Here is a 19,442-nt window from a genome sequence, read left to right on the forward strand (position 1 = left end):
TTAGGTCAATTCCCTACGATCTCTGGCAGTTGTCCCGGCAAAGACCAAAACAGGGCAGTTTGTGCCCTGTTTGGTTCTGGATCGATTTATTTGAAGTTTGCTTTATTTTTTTCATACCATTCCTGGGCCAGCTGCTCGGCCTTGTCGCCGCCCAGTCGCTGCCATTCCTTACGGATCTCCCCAAGCGCCCATTTTGCGGTGAAGTTGGCTCCTTGCGTAGTTGCTTTAGCGCGAGTTTCCTCAAGGAAAGTTCTGAGCGAAGCCTGAATCTCATTAATTTCATTGAAGTTAGGCTGATAGGGGGTGTCCCGTCTGAATTTGTTCTTCATCGCAACTTCCAGCGCATTGGCTCTTAACGAAGCGATCAATTGAGAAGCAGGGTCCTGGGCAGCGGATACCAGCAGGTCTGAAGCCTTAAAGGTCTCTTTGCGCAGTACAGCATACTCCCCTGCGTATAACACTTCCTTCTTATTCTTCTCGGCATCGATCGTCTGAGGCACACCATTCACGTCTTTGTAGTGAATGCCTTCCTGTCCGTAACGCAGTGTTTTCCAGCCTTTTTCAATAATCCAGTCGAGGTATTCCACCGCTGCTCTGGGATTTTTCATCTCTTTATTAAAAGCGACGTAGATAAAAGTCGGCGTTTCCTGATATAAGCCATTTTTACCATTCTTTGTAGCAACCGGCTCTAGTGCTATAGGTTTGGCGTCCGGAACGTTCTTCAGCAAATCCTTATTCGAGCTTTCCATTCCCCACTGCCCCATATAAATACCAGCTTTACCAGTTGCCCATAGCTGCTGGGCTCGCTGACTGTTCTTATCGGTGAGGAACTCCTTATCCACAAGCCCAAGCTCATAGAACTGCTTTTCCAGCGCAATTGCATCGCCGAACCGGTCCAGCGTAGCCCCGTACTTCATCTTGCCGTCTTCCACATACCATTGGTTGTTGACCGCTGCATTCATGGCCGATAAGATTTCGAACGTATACGAGTAGCTACCCACAATCGGCGTGGTGTCCGACTTGCCGTTTCCATCCGGATCTTTATTCTTAAAAGCCTGGGCTACTTCAATGAGCTCCTCCATTGTGGTCGGAGCCTTAAGATTGAGCTTATCCAGCCAGTCCTGACGAATCCAAATACCATGGTTCGCCACCGTATCCAGAGCTCGTTCTGTCGCTACCGCATACATCTTGCCATCAAAAGTCAAATACGGCTTGAGGTGCGGATTTTCTTGCAAATACTTTTTGTAGGAGGTGCTGTACTTCTCTATATATTCATCAATCGGTTGGACAGCTCCTTGTGTAATCAGCTTCCCGATATAAGTCCGGTCGTACTCCCAGATCAGATCGGGGGCCTGCTGGGAGGCAACCAACACATTCAGCTTATCCTGTGCCTGATTCCTAGGGACGGGAACGATGCTGACGTCGATCCCCGACTGCTCCTTGATGAATTTCACCCATCGGTTATTCTCATAGGTCCCTTCGTCACTGGACACCTGCCCCCGGTCAAACATCGAGATACTGACCTTCTTAGGCAGAGCTTCATAAGGGTCTGCCTTATTAGCAGGGCTGCTGCTATTGCTTTCTTGCGTCTTGGCCGTCTCCTGCGAGCAGCCTGCAAGCACAACGGCTGTGGCCATCATGAGGGATAGCGTGGACAAAACCCATTTCTTGTTAATTCTCTTCATTTCTCTGACCTCCTGCTATTTTTTCACAATATTTATCAAAGCGAATATAATCCGCCACAGATAGATATCAACCTTTGACCGAACCCAAGAGCACACCCTTCACAAAATACTTCTGCAAGAAAGGATAAACGGCAAGAATCGGGGCAATCGCGACTACAATCGAAGCCGCCCTGATTCCTTCCGGTGTGATCATCATCTCCGAAGCACCTTCACCGCTGCGCAGCAGCTCCGGACTGACAAGCTCGATCATCTGATAGAGCTTCACCATCAGGGACAGCTTATCCGTGCTTCTGATATAAATGAGCACATTCATGTAGGAATTCCACCAACCCACCGCATAAAAGAGCGTTAACGCCGCGATGACAGGCAAGGAAAGCGGGATGATGATTCGCCACAGAATGATCAGGTCATTGGCGCCGTCCATTGTGGCGGATTCCTCCATCTCCTCTGGCAGGCCCTCGAAGAACGATTTCATCACGAACATATTGTACACACTGATTAAGGCGGGAAGCCACAGCGCCCAATACGTATTGATCAAGCCCAGACTGCTGATAAGCAGAAAGTGTGGAATGAGGCCGCCGCTGAAAAGCATGGTGAACAGCACACCCATCAACATCACGTTTCTGCCGCGCAGTGTTCGCTTGGACAACGGATACGCAGCTAGGATGGTGAAAAGCATATTCAGCAGCGTGCCTACTAAGGTAATCACAATTGTATTGCGCATGGCAACAAAAAGTTGACCGTCTTCAATTAAATTGACATAGGCATTGACATTGAATTCAACGGGAAGCATGAACACTTCTCCGCTCATAATCGAGCGGCTGCTGCTGAACGAGATGGCAATCATGTTAATAAAGGGGAATAACGTTGCACAAGCGCACAGCGCCAGAAATACATAGTTGACCCCCAGCATCCTGCTTTTCAAGCGATTCCGCGTTTGCCTCGCAGCCTCAGGCTTCATTTTTTTCATCGTTTACCAGAGCCCCCTTTCCCCCATCGCCTTGATGGCCCTGTTCACCGCAATAATCAGCAGCAGGGCTACGAGGGATTGAAACAGTCCAAGGGCCGTCGTATAGCTGTACTGCAAATTCACAATCCCCCTTGTATACACATAGGTGCTGATCACCTCCGCCACGCTCGACACAGCCGGATTGCGCAGTGTAAACACTTGCTCGAAGCCCACATCCATTATGCGCCCGACTTGCAGAATCAGCAGAATCGCCGCTGTGCTCCGAATGCCTGGCAGGGTTACATGCCAGATCTGGCGAAGCTTGCTGGCCCCGTCCATCTTGGCAGCCTCATACAGCGTAGGATCAATCGTCGCCATAGCCGCCAAATACAGGATCGTGCCGAACCCGGCTTCCTTCCAAATACCCGATCCGACAAAAGCGACGGGCCACCAGAAGCGATCGGTCATAAAATAAACCGGCTCGAACCCAAAGGGCTGTAAGACCTGATTCACCAAACCGGTCGATGGTGAAAGCAGCGCAATGATAATGCTGCCGAGTACAACCCATGAAATAAAATGCGGGATATACAGTAAATTTTGCAGCAGCCTCTTATACCAATTGACGCCGACCTCATTCAACAGAATAGCTAGGATGATGGGCACAGGAAAGGCAAAAATCAGATTATAGGTATTCAACAGCAGCGTATTGCGCAGCACTACATAAAACTCTATGCTCTCGAACAGTTTGCGAAAGTGCAGCAGCCCTACCCACTGGCTTCCCCCAATCCCATCGGTTAAACGATAATTCTTGAAGGCGATTATCTCGCCGTACAGCGGCGCATACTTGAAAAGCAAAAAATACGCGGCCACCGGGACAAGCAACAAGTACAAATACCGATCCCGCTTCACATGCTTCCATACCGAGCTTTTCCTCGGGAAGAAGACGGCACCTGCTGCCGCAGATTTACTTTGGTGTACAGATTGGCTCAAGGTTCTCTCTCCTTCTCTCTCATTTCATTGGGCGGCCTTTAACCTAAAGTAGCATGGTGAGCCAAAGATCCGAAAGCTCTACATTTTCTTCCCATACGCTAAATCGTTTTTACCGCTACACCCTTTTTTTGTGATGATCCACTTTTTTTGTCATTGATGTAGTTGAATAAGCAAAAGAAGCCCCCCCGATTCAGAAACAGGTAGAGACTTCTTCGTTTCATTGTTCTTTTGAATGAAGTAGCTTTGGGCCAATATCAAAAGGCATTGTTTGGTAATAATACACAGTACGGCGGGCAACCATATTGAACTTAATTAATGTTAATCTCTACCTTGCGTTCTTTATCCGAGTAGCTGTAGAAGCCTGGATTCAGCTGCAGTTCTCCCTGCTTGGATAAAAGCCCCGGGTATCGCTCCAAACGCTTATTCGTCCCGTTTCCACCTGGTGGCACAGGATTCATTTCGGGGTAAATCGGTTTTCCGTCTTTTACTACAGACGACTGCGAGATGCCAAGGAACTTAGGATCGCTGGAATGCGATTCTACAATTAAATCCTGCCCTTGTTTATAATAAGTAAAAGTCACCGCAATTCCATCCAAGCTTGTTTGAATAGATTGCTTTGCATCAGACAGACCAGCTAACGGCAACAAATCTTTGGACCGTTTTAAGATCCTGGCTTCTGATAGCAGCAGTTTCATTGGAATAGCAGACCAATCCTTATACCACTCTGGCAACTCAAAATTCAAAAATCGCCCTTTTTTATGTTCCCACCTGCCCCCGGGAATAATTTGCCCATTAATAAACAGCTCGATTTTATCATAGTACACCGAGGGGTCGTAAGACGATTTAGTTTTCCATTTATCATCCATCATGATGCGAATGTTCAACGGCGTTACGACAAGCTGCTTGAGTTCCATGTTCGAATCATTGGCTACCACGGCTGGATCAAGCTTTTTATAAAAAGTTGCCTCACTCGTTCTCTTTCCATCAGCTTCAAATGACGCATCCCACTTACCTGCTATCGTTTGAACAATTTCTAATTGATTAAAATAAAGCTTAGCGCTATTCAAATCGGAATCTGTTAGGCGAAATGTATCCTGACGGAGAATGGTATCAGCTTTGTTGGGCGGCAACACAGCTGAGTAACTAGCAGCAGCTGTTGTACCTCCGACCTTAAGGAGTAGCTTGGGATCTAATTTTTGATCATTAGGCTGTTTCATCGGGATTTCATAGCGAACCGTCAGCACTTCGTTTTCCCTCACCACAGAAACGATATCCAAATTTCCGTATCGAGTCATGCTATCGATTTGCTGGCCTTCTTTTAGAGATGCCGGACTTTCCCGGAGTTCCGTTTCCTTGTATTTATATAATAATAGATTTTGCAAAGAAATCTCAAGCTGCTCCCGCCTTGTTCCTAGTCCGTTTGCCGCTTCAAGCAAACCTGTTAACTGGCCTGAGGAAGCATTCTTGCGGATTCGGTCAGTAAGCTGGAGCGTTTCCCCATGGGAATTAGTCAAAGTTTTTTGTTCAAACCCCGCCACATCAAAATTCGACATTTGTGGGAAATCTAACGAAAACAATACATCTAACCGCTGTTCATCCGTCACTACACCCTTTATTGCCAATGAGGCTCCAGCTGATTGGACCGTAATATCAAGAGGGTTACCAAAACCGCTTTTTAAAGCTGTTGAAATCCCAAGGCGGTCAAACATTTCATCCCACCCTAGAGAGACCCCTGCTACCACGGGTGCAGCCACTAGGACCGAAGACAATGCGATTGACACGGGAAGAAGTCGCATTCTAGAGGTAAAGAGAGGTATTTTCCCCATAAACCCTCTATTATTTAAGTTGGCAGATGCCTTACCACTTTGCATTCTTCCCCACATGGCTTCAAAATCAGGCAATGCAGGTTGTTCCCTGCGTGCACTCTCAAGCAAAATTTGTTCTGTTCGATTAGTCAAGACAATCCACCCCTCTGACTTCAAATTGATTTCCCTTATCTAATTGCTTTTTTATGAGAATTAACCCTTTGTTTAGCCTTGACTTTGCCGTCCCAAGTGGAATATCCAGCGATTCTGCAATTTCAGCCAAAGATAGCTCATGGACATACTTCAACACCATCACCTGTTTAATTTTTATAGGCAAAGCATGAAGCCAACTTGCCAATTCAAGCTCTCCTTCCTTGCATATCAGGCTTTGATCTGCTGCTTCTGATTGTTGCAAGCCTTGAAGCAAGAAATGCTTTAGCTCTTTCAGCACGCCCCGCTTTTTGCGATCGAGATGGTTTTTGCATAAATTTGCCGCAATACGAATGAGCCAAGGCTTCATGCGCTCAATTCGACGGTGATCTGCCTGAAATGCTTTCATGAATACCTCTTGACAAATGTCCTCCGCATCCGCGGCGTTTTTCAGCAAGTAATAGCACAAATAATACACATCGTTTCTGTAAGTCTCAAATATTTCCCTATCTGTCATTCTTGAATCCACCTCCTGTCTAGTTTCTATCAATAAGACAATTAAGGAGTAAATCAGGTTCGTTTTTTTAAAAAATTCCATGATTTTCAGTTCCAACGGGAACCTGCATAAACTGGCTCCTAGAGATAATTCTGCGCGTCGTTTGTTAGGGTAAGATGGATCCCTATGTTACTCAAACCTTTCTGAGCCATTGGTGGCATTTCATCTGTAAACATCTCCCAGCAATGTTTTGACGCATATTTTCGTAAACACCAGCTTAACTCCCACTCAATTCTGAGAGGCTATTATTTAAATTTGTAAATATGGAATAAAGAATCTTATTTTCTCATAACGAACTCCAAGCGAAGACAAAGACGATTAATAATCGTATGAGCATCAAGAGCGATGTTTTTCATAAATGCATAAACTTTCCTGCGGGTCTCGGTAACGGAATGAAAAAACATCCGACTTCAACCATTTCCAAATGCCTTCAACCAAGTTCAAGACGCTCTTTGTGATTTTCCAATAAAGCATGTTAAATAAGCACAAATCTTAGACTCATGTAGGAAACAATTAATAGCACAACATACCAAAGAACCAACCCATTATGGTTGGTTCTTTGGTATGTTGATGGTCTGTGTGAGCATCTGCAGTTCTTTGGTAAGCGTCAAAACTGAATAGACCTGTTCATATCGAAACGGATGCCAAAGAAAGCCGGGCCCTTACTGGATGCCTACCAGGCATGGCTTCGCCAACAAAACTCCCTGCCCATAGAGCAATAAATAGCTCACAAACCTTTTATAAGGTTGTGTTTGAGTTCATCCTTTCATTCCGGAAGTAATCATACCGCTGACAAAATAACGTTGGAATGTCAAGAAGACGGCAAGCATTGGAATCATGGTAATAACCGACATAGCCAATAGACTTCCCCAATCGACATTGAATTCACCGATAAAATTAGAAAGAGCTAACTGAATGGTGTATTTGGACGGATCGCTGATTGCAATTAATGGCCATAGGAAGTCGTCCCAACGCCACATAAAAGAGAAAATAGCCAACACAGCCAGCATGGGTTTAGCAATCGGCAATATAATGCGCCAATAAATTTTCCATTCGCTCGCACCATCCATTCTTGCCGCTTCCAACAGCTCCTCAGGCACCGTTAATAAATACTGCCTCATCAGAAACACACCTGTCGGTGTAGCTGCTGGTGGAATGATAATGGCTAACAAATTATTGTACAGACCCAAAAAACTTAGCACTTTAAAAATGGGGATCATGATGACCTCAAGCGGAATCATTAAAGTGGAAATAAACCCGATGAGAATAATGGAGTTCCCTCTAAAGGAGTACTTTGCCAAGGCAAACCCGGCCATAGAATTAATAAATAACAGTAGAATTGTTGATGAAATGGTAACTACCACACTATTTTTAAAATATAAACCGAAGTTGCCTTTACCCCACGCTTCGGTAAAATGTTCAAAGGTTATAGGCTGTGGCCAAAACTTAGCCGGAAAACTGTATAAAACGTTATTCGTTTTAAAAGATGATATGACAACCCATAGCACCGGAAATATCCATAGCAAACCGATCACGATCAACACTGCGTAAACTGCAAATTTGGATAAGGCTCTCATTTCCATACTAAACAGCTCCCCCTTTCGACAAACGGAACTGCAGAGCGGAGAAGATCCCAATAATGGCAAATAGTACAACCGACATTGCACTCGCCAGCCCCAGCTCCTGCTTTGTAAACCCGACCTCGTAAATATACTGGACGATGAAAGTCGTCTCTTTACCCGGACCTCCGCCGGTTAAGGCAAACATCAGTGGAAAAGCTTTAAAGGCGTCAATCAGAGAGAGCATTACCACGAGTAAGCTTGTAGGTTTTAATAAAGGCAAAGTAATACTCCAAAACAATCTAAGCTTGGAAGCACCGTCCAGACGCCCTGCTTCATAATAGTCCGCAGGGATAGCTTGCAAGCCTGCAATGAAAATGACCATGAAGAAGCCAACCCGCGACCATACCGTAGCAATTATAACCACAATATTAGCCCAAAACGATGATGACAAAAATGCAATCGGCTCTAATCCAATCCAGGTCAGTAAGTAGTTGACGATACCAAAAGCATCACCAAAAATCCACTTCCACGTTAAACCCACAATGATAAAGGAAATCATGGTCGGCCAATAATAGATAGCCCGAAACAAACCCCTAAATCTGACTTCCTGAATCAAAAGCGAAGCAATAATGAGTGCGAACCCATAGATTAAAGGAACAACTATTGCGGCGTAAATTGCAGTCTTACCTAAAGTAGACCAAAACTCCACATTTTTAAATATATCCAAATAGTTATCCAGACCAATAAATGTCATCGGATTCAATCCATCATACTCGTAGAAGGAATATAAAAGGCCAAGGATGGCAGGGATGACGATAAACACAAAAAATATAATCAAATTAGGGAGAACAAACAAATACGGAGCAATTGTAGACTTACCTCCGGATTTCGAGCTTTTGTAGGTCATAGATGCCTTAATCGGCTCACCCATTTACATGCCTCTTTTCATAAAGTGATGATTGAATGGGCTTCATCCAAACGGACGCAGCCCATTCTGATCTACTATTTACTGGCGTCGCTTATTGCTTTATCAATCAATATTGCGGATTTATCCATTGCATCTTTTGCCGTTATTTTCCCTGAGATAACTTCAACCAGGTTATTTTTCAGATCCGTCGAAAACTTGGTAACAAGAATTTGTCTTGACCAGTCGTTTGCAGCGAGCGGTGATGTATTCTTCAGTTCATCGGCAAATATTTCGAACATATCTTTACCAAACGCGTAATCCAGCTTAGAGCTATCTTTGCGGGGACTCATGAATAATGATTCTTTGTTATATTTAGAATTGACATCCTTTGTAGTCAAATATTTAATAAAATCGGCTGATTCTTTCTCCACTCCTGAGCCCTTTAATGCCATCACGAACTTCCCGCCGGGAACTGATGAACGCTGTATCCCTTTGGGCATATAGGTTACTCCCCACTCAAAATTGGTTATATCCTTGTAATTACTAATCATCCAGTTGCCTGCCCAATGGGCTGCTACCGTACCGGAGCGGAACAGATTGTTCGGGTTTTCTCCTCCCAACCAGACAGATGTCGGCATAATTCCATCCGTATGAAGCTTTTTAAACATCTCCGTTGCTTTGATGCCTGCTTCGCTATTAATCGTCGCTTTAGTGCCGTCTTCACTTATCATACTACCGCCAAATTGATACAAGAGTGTAGACCAGCGGTGAGGTGTGAAATCCCAAACCATACCATATTTGGCGCCGCCTTTTTCTGTCACCTGCTTCAATGCCGCCATGTATTCATCCCAAGTCCATACATTATCCGGAGAAGTCGGCACCTTAACGCCCGCTTTATTGAATAGCGTCTTGTTATAGATTAATCCGTTGGCAGTGACATCCATCGGAGCAGCAACCAATTTATTGTTAATCAAATAATACGGCTTAAGTGAATCGATAAATTGCTGTGTGAACTGGTCGGCACTACCTACATAGGGCGTAAGATCAAGCGCTTGGTTCGCAAAAGCCCCTGTATCTGTCACACGGCTCAGTGCCGGAGGTTTGCCGCCAGAGACCATTGTTTTTAATTTGGTTTGTAAATCTTTAAATGCTACCTCAATCAAGTTAATTTTGACGTTAGGATTCGCTTGTTCGTAATCCTTTATAATTCCTTTCATTACATCTCCTTCGCCTCCGTCAGAGAACCATACAAAATCAAGCGATACATTTTTCTTACCACTGGCCTGATCACTGCCTGTTTTCGGTCCGCATGCAGCCAATGTAAATAACATAACTACAGAAAGCAAAAGAAATAATTTTTCTATCAAGCTCTTTTTTTTCATTACAATCAACCCCCTGTTTATTAAAAATATATTTCAACCCTATATCCATGTGATTTAGGGAAGATATTTTGCCATTTAGCCTAGATCGCTATGCCTTCGGTAGCTTTGTGGTGATATTCCGACATATTGTTTAAAGGCTCTACTAAAATACACAGGAGTGTTAAACCCTAATTTTTCAGAAATATCCAAAACCGATCTATCGGTAGAAAGCAACATCTTTTTAGCCTCTTCGATTCGTTTGCGAATCAAATAATTATTCACCGTGTAGCCTGTTGCTTCTTTGAAGGAATGACAGATGTAGTACTTATTTAAATGTAAAACCTTAGAGAGCTCGTCGAGAGAAAAGGTTTCCGTATAATTTTGATTGATAAAATGAAGCACACGACGCACACTTGATTGTTTTTGCGAATGAGTGGGTACCGTATGAAATGAATAAAGCTGCTTTGTTTTACGGTAAATTTTGAACAACATTTGTACCAAATACGTCTTCATCATCACTTTAAAGCCAACCGATTCCTTCTCATCTTCATCTCGCAATGCTATAAACAACTCTTTTATTTGTTCACACTCCTCGGGATCCCAACGTACCAAGAGACCATTCGGGAATTGAAACAGGGAACTCAATTTATCAATCATTTCACCAGTAAGCACATCCTGTATAAATAACTCATTAAAATTCACATAGCTACGGACGTAGGGTGTTTCCTTTGACGGATTTATACGATGCAGTACACTCCCGTTAAAAATAAACATATCACCTGGTGAAGGACTATAAATAACATCCCCGATAAGCAACGTTGCGTCTCCTTGGATAAAAAAGTAAATTTCAGTACCGTGATGTGTGTGAATAGGCCAACTTTCCTGAAAGTTATCAACCTCGGAACGAACATAGATTCCGTTCTTTTCCAGAGCAAGGTTGGTCGGGCTATGTATCGAAAGCATGTGATCATTCCTCCTCTCGAACACTTCAAAAAAGCAATATTATATAATTTTATATATGTGGTAACGCTTTATATAAATTTTATCATGCTTCTATTGTTTTTGTTTTACGTATATTGCTGTTGTTTTGATCAGGATTGCTGTAAATGAAATCATCGCCGTTTTCAACCATAAAAAGAATGGGATCATCGTCGGCAATAACCGAAAATGCTCACATTCCTCGTTTCTACACATTACCATCAGCATCAAACATGCAACAGCCTTGCAGACCACGGCTTCATTCCTGTATGCTATAGTGTGTAAAGGATGTGACCCCCTGATGTCTTATATTCAACCTTTCGGTTTGAACGAAATCCGGCTCTATTTTGCATACCAACGAAAAAGCACGGGAGTTGAACAGTTCCAAGGTACGTTCCATGCGCATCAAGGCATCGAAATTCTGATCGTCCATGAAGGCAAAGGTACGCTTATCGTTGATCAGAAAAGCTACGAAGTAATGCCCGGCATGCTATGTGTGTTCCAGCCTTATCAGCTGCATCATATTCAGATGGAAATGACTCCGCAGACGCCCTTCGTTCGCTCTATCATTCAGTTCGAGCCTTCACTCTATGAAGCGTATTTCGATAAATGGCCAAGCTTATTGGCTTTTTTTAAGCATATTCATACAAGCAAGCTGCCCTATCCTTGCCTATTTAACCTTGACGAAACGGCACAGTTTCACTCACTGTTACAAAGCTTGGAGCTTAAACAATCCACTTTGATCAAGAAGGATGAGCTCGAAGAATACTCCTTGTTTTTGATCGCTTTTTTCCGCGAATTTAAGCCCCTTTGGGAACAAAGTAAAGGCCAGATTGGCATGGGTACGTCGCGCAAGCCCCACCAAGCAGAGCGCATACTCGTCTGGCTGGAGGGGCATTACACCGAACCGCTGCGTTTGGAGAAAATGGCCGCTGAGCTGCACCTTTCTGCACACCATTTATCCCACTTATTCAAAGAGTGTACAGGCTCCAGCATTACTGATTACGTGTTCTCAAGGCGTATGCAGCAGGCTGTTAAACTGTTAATCTCAACGGATCATGCAGTGGCTCATATCGGTGAAGCCGTTGGCATGATGAACTGCTCCTACTTTTGTAAAATGTTTAAAACGGAAATCGGCGTTACACCGCACCAATATCGGAAGCAATGGCAGAAGCAGTTTGACACCAGCTCTACTCCGTACCTGTGATCGAAATTGCATTACGCTGCGCAATCAAACACAGTTCCGCTGCTTTGAACGTATGCTCTTGCGTCATAGCGTTCTCCGTGCGATTGAGGCAATCCAAGATCAATTGACCGAAGTAAGGAAAGCCGACCTTCCCATTCACAGCGAAATGCTGCTCACCATCCTGATTCACCAGATAGACATGATCACTCGTCTGATCACGGGCTATATCCACATATTTGCGAAGCTCGATGTACCCTTTGCTGCCCAGGATCGTCATACGGCCATCTCCCCATGTGCTTAAACCATCCGGCGTCATCCAGTCTACACGGAAATAGCCGGTGGCTCCGTTATCTCCGATTAATGCCGCATCGCCAAAATCTTCAAATTTCGGGTACTGCGGATAGTTATAGTTGGCGACTTTGCTATGAACTACCTTCGCGTCTTTCGCTCCCGTATAATGAAGGAACTGCTCAATCTGATGGCTCCCGATGTCACATAAAATGCCGCCGAACTTATCCTTTTCAAAAAACCAATCCGGTCTGCTCATCAAACCAATCCGATGTGGTCCCAGACCAATAACTTGCAGGACGCGACCTATCGCGCCTTGTTCAATCAGCTGCCCGGCATAGACAGAGCTTTCCACATGCAAGCGCTCGCTGTAGTAGACTGCATATTTCCGTCCTGTCTCGACGACCTTCACACGGGCCGCTTCCAGCTGCTCCAATGTGGTAAACGGCGCTTTGTCCGTGAAGTAATCTTTACCGCTATCCATAACACGAAGCCCCAGAGGTCCGCGATCACAAGGAACTGCCGCTGCCGCAACAAGCTTGACTTGGGTATCCTGCAAAATGTCATCAAGTGAGCTCGCCACCAATACATCGGGATACGTGCTGACGAACTTATCCACTTTGGCCGGGTCCGGATCATAAACCCACTTTAATTGACCTCCCGCTTCCCTCAGCCCATTGCACATACCATAAATGTGTCCATGATCTAACGCCGCTGCCGCAAATATAAACTCTCCAGGCTGACAAACCGCGTTGAAATTCCCTTGAGGTGCGTAATTCATACCGTCGCTTTTTTGCATGTCGTGTAGCTCCTCTTTTATTTATATGTACTGCCGGTTGTAATCGTTTGTGAAGCGAAATTCTCGATGGATGTTTTCTTTTCATAAAAGTGAGTCGCATTCGCCTGTACGCCACTTCTCGTGTAAAACAAATCTTCTTTCGTTAGAGGCAGTTTTACGAGCTCCCCAGTACTGGACGATTTATAAATCGCTGTAATGAGTTCAAGGGTTTTACGTCCGCTAATACCGTCAATCAGCACAAGAGCACCGGTTTCAATGGCGGTTAGCACATTATCGATTTGCCCCGTGTGGCCTTCATACACAACTTCCGGCAGCATATCATACAAGGCTTGCAGCTGTACCTCCAGATCATGGTTCGTCTCAGGAAAGCCATTAGCTAAAGCGTTGGATGCTTTCACCTTCCAAGGTGTGGAAACTCGTGCTTTCGCTCCCTGGAAGATCAGCTGCTGCTCCTCGCCATGGTGAACAACTGAGCTAGTCACTTGCCCCAAAGAACCCTCCTCATAACGCAGTATGGCGATGGAAAGATCTTCGACCTCCGCGTTATCGTGAGACACGTTACTCATGAACGCTTGGATTTCCGTTGGGCTACCCATCATCCAAAGCAGCGTATCGAGGTGATGCACGGCGTGATTCAGCGTCGGGCCTCCCCCTTCTTTCTCCCATGTCCCGCGCCACCACAGATCGTAGTAGCAATGACCGCGCCACCAGAAGGAGTCGACTTGCACGTGGACAATTTTCCCCATGAGTCCGCTGTCCAGCACGGCTTTCAATTTCATCATCGGCGTTTTGAAACGGTTCTGCGCCACCACAGATAAGATCTTGCCTGTCCGCTTCGCAGTATCATTCATCAGATCGCACTCTTCGAGGGAAGAGGCCATCGGTTTTTCAACCATGACATGAGAACCCGCTTCAAGAAACTCTGTTGTTAAGGTTGCGTGCGTATAGGGAGGCGTACAAATGGAAACAAGATCAATTTCCTCCTGCAGCAGTTCCTTGTAATCCTTAATCGCCCGCGCATTCAACTGAAATTGGTCAATGTGCTCCTGCGCTTTATCCTCATAAATATCACAAACCGCAACAATCGTGCACCGCTCCGGAAAATGCAGATATCCCTCAATGTGGGCCTTTGAAATCGCACCTGCCCCAATAATAGCTACCTTCAACATCCTCTTCACCCTCCCTCTCTTTGTTGTTTTTAGCATACCAAGAACGCACTGACCGATGTGATAGTATTTTGTGAAAAAATGCAACTACTTTGCGGGTGAGTTCATGATCTGACCATTTCCAATTTAAACGTACGATCGTACAAGATTGACGCTTTTCTTTTTTCAAACCAAACTCAGGAGGCGTTCGTAAGCCCCAGTACTGGCGTTGTGCGAATAGCCCCTTCGAGTCATATTCAGAAAAGAGCCGATCAGTTATGATTATCATGGAAGAATTACGCTGATGTTCGAAAAAATTTCTTTACCTGGACCTTAGTCGGGGAAAAAATACAGTCTTCGGGTGGTTTTTTCATTTGCCTTCTCCCCTTATTCTATAATTAAGCAAGTTAATAATAATTAATTATTAACTAGAATAATAATAGGAGAGAAGAAAATTGAAAAAAGTATGGCGTTTCATCGTGTATGCGTTCGTTTTTGTTCTGGTTGTAGGAGGAACCGGAGCGATCGGTTCTATGCGCACGATGCAGGAGGCTATGTCGGTTTACGATAAGCCGATTCCTAGTTCTCTACAAAGCCTCCAAGCTCCTGCCTATGATTCGAAAAAGCCAACAGTAGCCGTTATTTTGGCAAATGAAGTGACTGAGGTGTTTGATTTTCTCGTACCTTACGAAATGTTCTCCATGACGGGCTCGTACAATGTTTTTGCCGCTGCACCCGACAAAAACATCAAATCGTTGACAGGCGGTCTTGATGTCGCACCGCATTATACTTTTGACGAGTTAGACAAATTGACGGACAAAGGTCCGGATATTATCGTGATCCCTTTCATGCCGATTTTGGATGAGGCGAAATATAAGCCTGTCCGCGATTGGATAAGGAAGCACTCAGGCAAGGAAACGACCTTGTTGTCTATCTGCAATGGTGCGGAGAATTTGGTCGATACCGGCCTGCTGAATGGGAAATCTGCGGCAACGCATTGGGGAGAAATCGGCAGATTGGAAAAGAAATATACCGAAGTTTCTTGGAAAAGGGATCAGCGTTACGTGGCTGATGGTAACTTGGTCTCCTCGGCCGGCCTGACTTCGGGGATCGATGCCACGCTGTACGTCATATCCCAGCAAATGGGAGAGCCAATAGCTGCGAAAGTGGCGAAGGAAATGAATTACCCTTCCTACAAATTTGTTCAGCATCCGCATATGGAGCCTTTCACGATCGGATTGAGCGATATCGTCTATGTTTTGAACAACGCGTTTCAATGGAGCAAGAAAAAGAATGGGGTCCTGCTGTATAAGGGTGCCGACGAACTGATGTTATCCTCAGCTTTTGACACGTATGGGGCTTCCGGCACGACGACAACAATAACGGTATCAAGCAACCACGAGCCGGTCGTTACCCGGCACGGTTTGAATCTAGTCGCCCGATATCAAATAGCGAATGCTCCGAAACTCGACAAAATGATTTTCGTGGGCCCAGACGTTAAGACGCTCGCTGAGGTCGATATCCGAAACTGGAACGAAAACGGCGGAAAGGCTGAGCAGCTTTACCTGCACAGCGATTCGCCCGAGCGATTCGCGATGGAGCCTGCGTTTGAAGATTTGGCGAAGCAGGAAGATATCCGGACGGCGAAATTCGCCGCCAAGCGGCTCGAGTACCGCGCCACAAGTCAGCTTAAGCTTGAAGGAGCGCCATTTTCTTACGAAGCGTTCGGCATGCCTATTGGTGTCGGGTTGTTGTCTCTGTTCGTCCTCTATTTAGCAGACAGACGTTTCGTAAGGAGAAAGACCGTTTCCGTATGAAACGGGAAGCGAAAGAAGCATCGCAGACGGCCGGTCTGGATGCTTCTTTTTCGTTATTAATAGCTTCCAAGTTACTCATTTGGCGGTATTGGTTTATCATAATAAGCATTTTCACGGTAATACCGAGGCTAGCGACGAGTTTTTCAATCAGTTCCTTAGACTTTGTATGTATGAGTACGTGAACATCTTTGTGAAGGATGCGGAGATTGTAAATCTAGCATCACCGCCAATATGAAGAGGCTGATAATGATGACAGTGGACGTAAGATGTGAACAGGAACATGCCTGTGATTTCGCAGCGCCCCATTTTCATGCTATACCAGCTAATTCTGTTATCTAACTACTCAATACTGCGATTGACGTTTGGCCACTCAACTGCTGGCCATCAGTATGATGGTTGATTTTCGTTTTGAACGGTGCGTGGTGCATAAGCGCAAAGAAAGACGCGCACGCCTTCAGTGATAATACGTTTGGTTTGTTCATCCTGCAATATCCCGGTTTTTCTCGGTTGATTAAATACCAATAAAAACGTTAATGCAGCGAAGTGCTTTGCAGCCATTTGAGGATCGGACACTTCGAGCAATCCAGTTTGTCCAAACTCTGTAAACCTCCTGATAATCCCCTCTTCGGTCGCGTTATCTAGCCTTTCAAAAAACGATACAGGCAGGTTGGCAGCTTCCACCATAACTAGACGGATCAAAGCCGTGTAATCGGACGAACCGTTCGCAGAAGCTGCTACGATTTGTTCGCAAAATAAGATGAGCGTCTGCTCTAGGTCCTCGAACTCCCAGAGATGGTCTGAAATCCCTTGCTCAATCATATCCATAACCGCTGAACTGGTTTCTTCCACAACGGCAAGCAGTAAGTTCTGTTTGTCGCCATAATAATCATAAACTGTCCTTTTGGAAACTCCCGCTTTGGCGGCGACTGCATCGACGCTGGAACGATCAAATCCCTCCGATAGAAACAAGTCTCGTGCCGCCGCAATAATTTTAGCTCGTTTGTCTGGAGAGCCTTTGCGGATTGTCTTGTTTTCCGTATTATCCATTCTTACGTTTCCCCCTTATAGATATACTATCAGAAATCGATTAGAGTCCTGCTTTACAAATTACACTGTACGGTATAGTATAACAAATGCAGCATATCAGATCAATGATCAAGGAGGATTCTATCCATGAACACCATGCCGTCTTTTGTTGATGTTCTCATTGTCGGGGCCGGACCCACAGGGCTTACACTTGCCTGCGACCTTGCCCGTCGAAACGTTGACCTTCCTTATTTCAAAACGGTTTTCATGCCCCAATTTTTCCAGTTTTATTTGCGCTCACACTGGTTTTTTGACCCATTTGGCTATTTCCTGAGCTTCAATTTCTCTTCTGTCCCCAAGGGCAGCCTGATCGTAAAAATTGAACCTCGATTAAGCTCGCTTTCTACCTCAATCGATCCTTCGCACAATTCGACGATGCGCTTTACCAACGTTAATCCAAGTCCGTTCCCCGCCGTTGCGCGAGAAGCATCACCTTGATAAAATTTGTCAAACATCCGCCGCATCGTCTCTTCGCTCATCCCGCATCCTTTATCCTCAAGCCGAAACACCACCTCCCCTCCGCATTGCCATAAGCCAACCTTTAGCGTCCCGCCGCTGTTCGAATGCTTGATCGCATTATCCAACAAATTGATCCACACCTGCTGAATCAAATTTTTATTGCTGCATATTTCAATTTCGTCGTCCAAGGCAAGCTCCAAATTGAGGTTGCGGGTACTCCACTTCGGCTCCAGCAACAGAATCGCCAGCCTGACTTGCTCGTCCAAGCGGTAGGCGGACTTTTCGCTCACGATTTCAATATTCTCTACCTTCGACAGGTTGAGAATACTGGTCGATAAGCCGACCAAACGTTCGGATTCTTGGATAATGCTGTCCAGATATTCCTGTTTGTCTTCCTCGCTGAGGCCACCCTTCTTCAGCAATTTGGCGAAGCCGCTTATAGAAGCTATGGGGGTCTTGAATTCATGGGAGAAATTCCGCACGAAATCGCTGCGTAATGTCTCAATCCCCTTCAGTTCCTGCACCATTTTGTTAAAGCTCGCCGCCAGTGCATCCAGTTCAAAAACAATGCTGCCCTTCGCCCTCACCTCAGCGGAAAAATCCCCCTTCGCCACCTTGCTGGTGGCCTCCATCATATCCCGGATCGGCCTAACCGAGCGCCTGCTCAGCAGCGTGGCAATCACCACCCCCAGAAAAAGGCTGATATACAACAAAACATACACCCCGCGAATGGGTTCCGGCTGATTCATGTCAAGTAGACCTGCCCGATAAAGCAAAAAGGCAAGCAAACCTGCGGAACCAATAGATAACACCATGACCACAAACACCAACGCCACTAAGGAAAACGCCAGACTGATTTTTTGAGGAAGAATCCTTTGCCTGCTTGGCATCCTTCTCATCCCTTTCACACGCGCTTCACCATCTTGTATCCCAACCCGCGCACCGTCACGATCTCAAAATCAGGATTGTCTCTGAATTTGTCGCGCAATCGATTAATATGAACATTCAAGGTATGGCTATCGTTATCGGTATCCAGCCCCCAAATTTCCTCCATTAAATGCAGGCGGGTAAAAATTTTGTCGGTATAGCTCATCAGCTTAAACAGCAGGTAAAACTCCTTTTGGGGCAAAAATGTTTGCTTCGCTCCTCTCGTAACCGTTAGAGCGTTGTAATCCAATGTGGTCTCTCCCAACACGAGCTTGTGCTCGCTGGCAGCCTGCGCTCTGCGCAGCAGTGCCTTGATACGGAACAGCAGTTCCTGCTCGTCGAACGGCTTCGTCAGGTAATCGTCCGTCCCCGCAAGGAAGCCTTGGTGCTTATCCGTGATGTCATGCATAGCCGTCACCATCAGGATCGGGATATTGTCCCCGACGCTGCGCAATTCCTTGCATAATTGATAACCGTCCATCTCCGGCATCATCAGGTCCAGCACAATCAAGTCAAACCGCTGCCCCTCCATCCTGCTCAGCGCCTCGAGCCCATTCTTAACCGGATGGGCATTAAACCCTCCATGCTTGAGTACAGCGCAGAGCAGCTTTTGCGTATTGGCATCATCTTCGACCACAAGAATATCGAACACTGTGCACTCCTCCCTCCACCATGTCATTATTATACTGTCCCAAAGTAAACCGAACATCAACCCCGATTCGCGGCCTCGCTTGAGGTTCAGTTGATATGGAGCGATTAAAATTCTGGTTATCCCACATAGAGAGAGGTTAT

Annotated in this window: 16 protein-coding genes; 2 read left to right on the plus strand and 14 right to left on the minus strand. The window is 45.5% G+C overall.

Annotated elements, in window-relative coordinates; genetic code table 11:
• Nucleotides 1-86: 86 nt before the first annotated feature.
• The 9 genes from LRL21_RS18730 to LRL21_RS18770 all read right to left on the minus strand — a co-directional run bounded on the left by LRL21_RS18730 (nucleotide 87) and on the right by LRL21_RS18770 (nucleotide 10,928).
• A complete protein-coding gene (locus LRL21_RS18730; RefSeq protein ID WP_240417322.1) occupies nucleotides 87-1,685 on the minus strand; it encodes an extracellular solute-binding protein in 1,599 nt (532 codons plus the stop codon).
• A gap of 67 nt (nucleotides 1,686-1,752) precedes the next feature.
• Nucleotides 1,753-2,655 (minus strand): carbohydrate ABC transporter permease, encoded by a 903-nt coding sequence (locus LRL21_RS18735; protein WP_338044643.1) that lies wholly within the window; start codon nucleotides 2,653-2,655, stop codon nucleotides 1,753-1,755.
• 3 nt (nucleotides 2,656-2,658) lie between these two features.
• Nucleotides 2,659-3,624 (minus strand): ABC transporter permease, encoded by a 966-nt coding sequence (locus LRL21_RS18740; protein WP_240417323.1) that lies wholly within the window; start codon nucleotides 3,622-3,624, stop codon nucleotides 2,659-2,661.
• A gap of 308 nt (nucleotides 3,625-3,932) precedes the next feature.
• Nucleotides 3,933-5,558, minus strand: a complete 1,626-nt coding sequence (locus LRL21_RS18745; protein WP_240417324.1) for a DUF4179 domain-containing protein — start codon at nucleotides 5,556-5,558, stop codon at nucleotides 3,933-3,935.
• A gap of 16 nt (nucleotides 5,559-5,574) precedes the next feature.
• A complete protein-coding gene (locus LRL21_RS18750) occupies nucleotides 5,575-6,177 on the minus strand; it encodes an RNA polymerase sigma factor (protein ID WP_240417325.1) in 603 nt (200 codons plus the stop codon).
• A 716-nt stretch (nucleotides 6,178-6,893) separates the two neighbouring features.
• Nucleotides 6,894-7,712 (minus strand): carbohydrate ABC transporter permease, encoded by an 819-nt coding sequence (locus tag LRL21_RS18755; RefSeq protein ID WP_420832465.1) that lies wholly within the window; start codon nucleotides 7,710-7,712, stop codon nucleotides 6,894-6,896.
• Nucleotides 7,713-7,719: 7 nt separating this feature from the next.
• A complete protein-coding gene (locus tag LRL21_RS18760) occupies nucleotides 7,720-8,628 on the minus strand; it encodes a carbohydrate ABC transporter permease (protein WP_420832460.1) in 909 nt (302 codons plus the stop codon).
• A 71-nt stretch (nucleotides 8,629-8,699) separates the two neighbouring features.
• Nucleotides 8,700-9,986 (minus strand): ABC transporter substrate-binding protein, encoded by a 1,287-nt coding sequence (locus LRL21_RS18765; RefSeq protein WP_240417327.1) that lies wholly within the window; start codon nucleotides 9,984-9,986, stop codon nucleotides 8,700-8,702.
• A 75-nt stretch (nucleotides 9,987-10,061) separates the two neighbouring features.
• A complete protein-coding gene (locus LRL21_RS18770; RefSeq protein WP_240417328.1) occupies nucleotides 10,062-10,928 on the minus strand; it encodes an AraC family transcriptional regulator in 867 nt (288 codons plus the stop codon).
• Between the two features lie 316 nt (nucleotides 10,929-11,244).
• Here LRL21_RS18770 and LRL21_RS18775 point away from each other — a divergent pair, with 316 nt between their 5' ends.
• Nucleotides 11,245-12,150 carry an AraC family transcriptional regulator gene (locus LRL21_RS18775; RefSeq protein ID WP_240417329.1) on the plus strand — a complete coding sequence of 302 codons (906 nt, stop codon included), beginning with the start codon at nucleotides 11,245-11,247 and terminating at the stop codon, nucleotides 12,148-12,150.
• Here LRL21_RS18775 and LRL21_RS18780 read toward each other — a convergent pair.
• Together LRL21_RS18780 and LRL21_RS18785 are read right to left on the minus strand one after the other, a co-directional pair.
• Nucleotides 12,134-13,216 (minus strand): Gfo/Idh/MocA family protein, encoded by a 1,083-nt coding sequence (locus tag LRL21_RS18780; protein WP_240417330.1) that lies wholly within the window; start codon nucleotides 13,214-13,216, stop codon nucleotides 12,134-12,136. The genes LRL21_RS18775 and LRL21_RS18780 overlap by 17 nt on opposite strands.
• Before the next feature lie 17 nt (nucleotides 13,217-13,233).
• Nucleotides 13,234-14,385, minus strand: a complete 1,152-nt coding sequence (locus LRL21_RS18785; RefSeq protein WP_240417331.1) for a Gfo/Idh/MocA family protein — start codon at nucleotides 14,383-14,385, stop codon at nucleotides 13,234-13,236.
• Nucleotides 14,386-14,816: 431 nt separating this feature from the next.
• Here LRL21_RS18785 and LRL21_RS18790 point away from each other — a divergent pair, with 431 nt between their 5' ends.
• Nucleotides 14,817-16,178: a DJ-1/PfpI family protein gene (locus LRL21_RS18790; protein ID WP_240417332.1), complete on the plus strand. Its 1,362-nt coding sequence runs from the start codon at nucleotides 14,817-14,819 to the stop codon at nucleotides 16,176-16,178.
• 384 nt (nucleotides 16,179-16,562) lie between these two features.
• Here the strand turns inward: LRL21_RS18790 and LRL21_RS18795 are convergent, their stop codons facing one another.
• From LRL21_RS18795 to LRL21_RS18805, 3 genes are all read right to left on the minus strand, one after another.
• Entirely contained in the window at nucleotides 16,563-17,225 is a 663-nt protein-coding gene (locus tag LRL21_RS18795) for a TetR/AcrR family transcriptional regulator (RefSeq protein ID WP_240417333.1), read from the minus strand.
• A 302-nt stretch (nucleotides 17,226-17,527) separates the two neighbouring features.
• Nucleotides 17,528-18,613 (minus strand): HAMP domain-containing sensor histidine kinase, encoded by a 1,086-nt coding sequence (locus LRL21_RS18800; protein ID WP_240417334.1) that lies wholly within the window; start codon nucleotides 18,611-18,613, stop codon nucleotides 17,528-17,530.
• Between the two features lie 14 nt (nucleotides 18,614-18,627).
• Entirely contained in the window at nucleotides 18,628-19,302 is a 675-nt protein-coding gene (locus LRL21_RS18805) for a response regulator transcription factor (protein ID WP_240417335.1), read from the minus strand.
• Nucleotides 19,303-19,442 lie beyond the last annotated feature (140 nt).

Source organism: Paenibacillus periandrae (assembly GCF_022458865.1).
GTDB lineage: Bacteria > Bacillota > Bacilli > Paenibacillales > NBRC-103111 > Paenibacillus_S > Paenibacillus_S periandrae.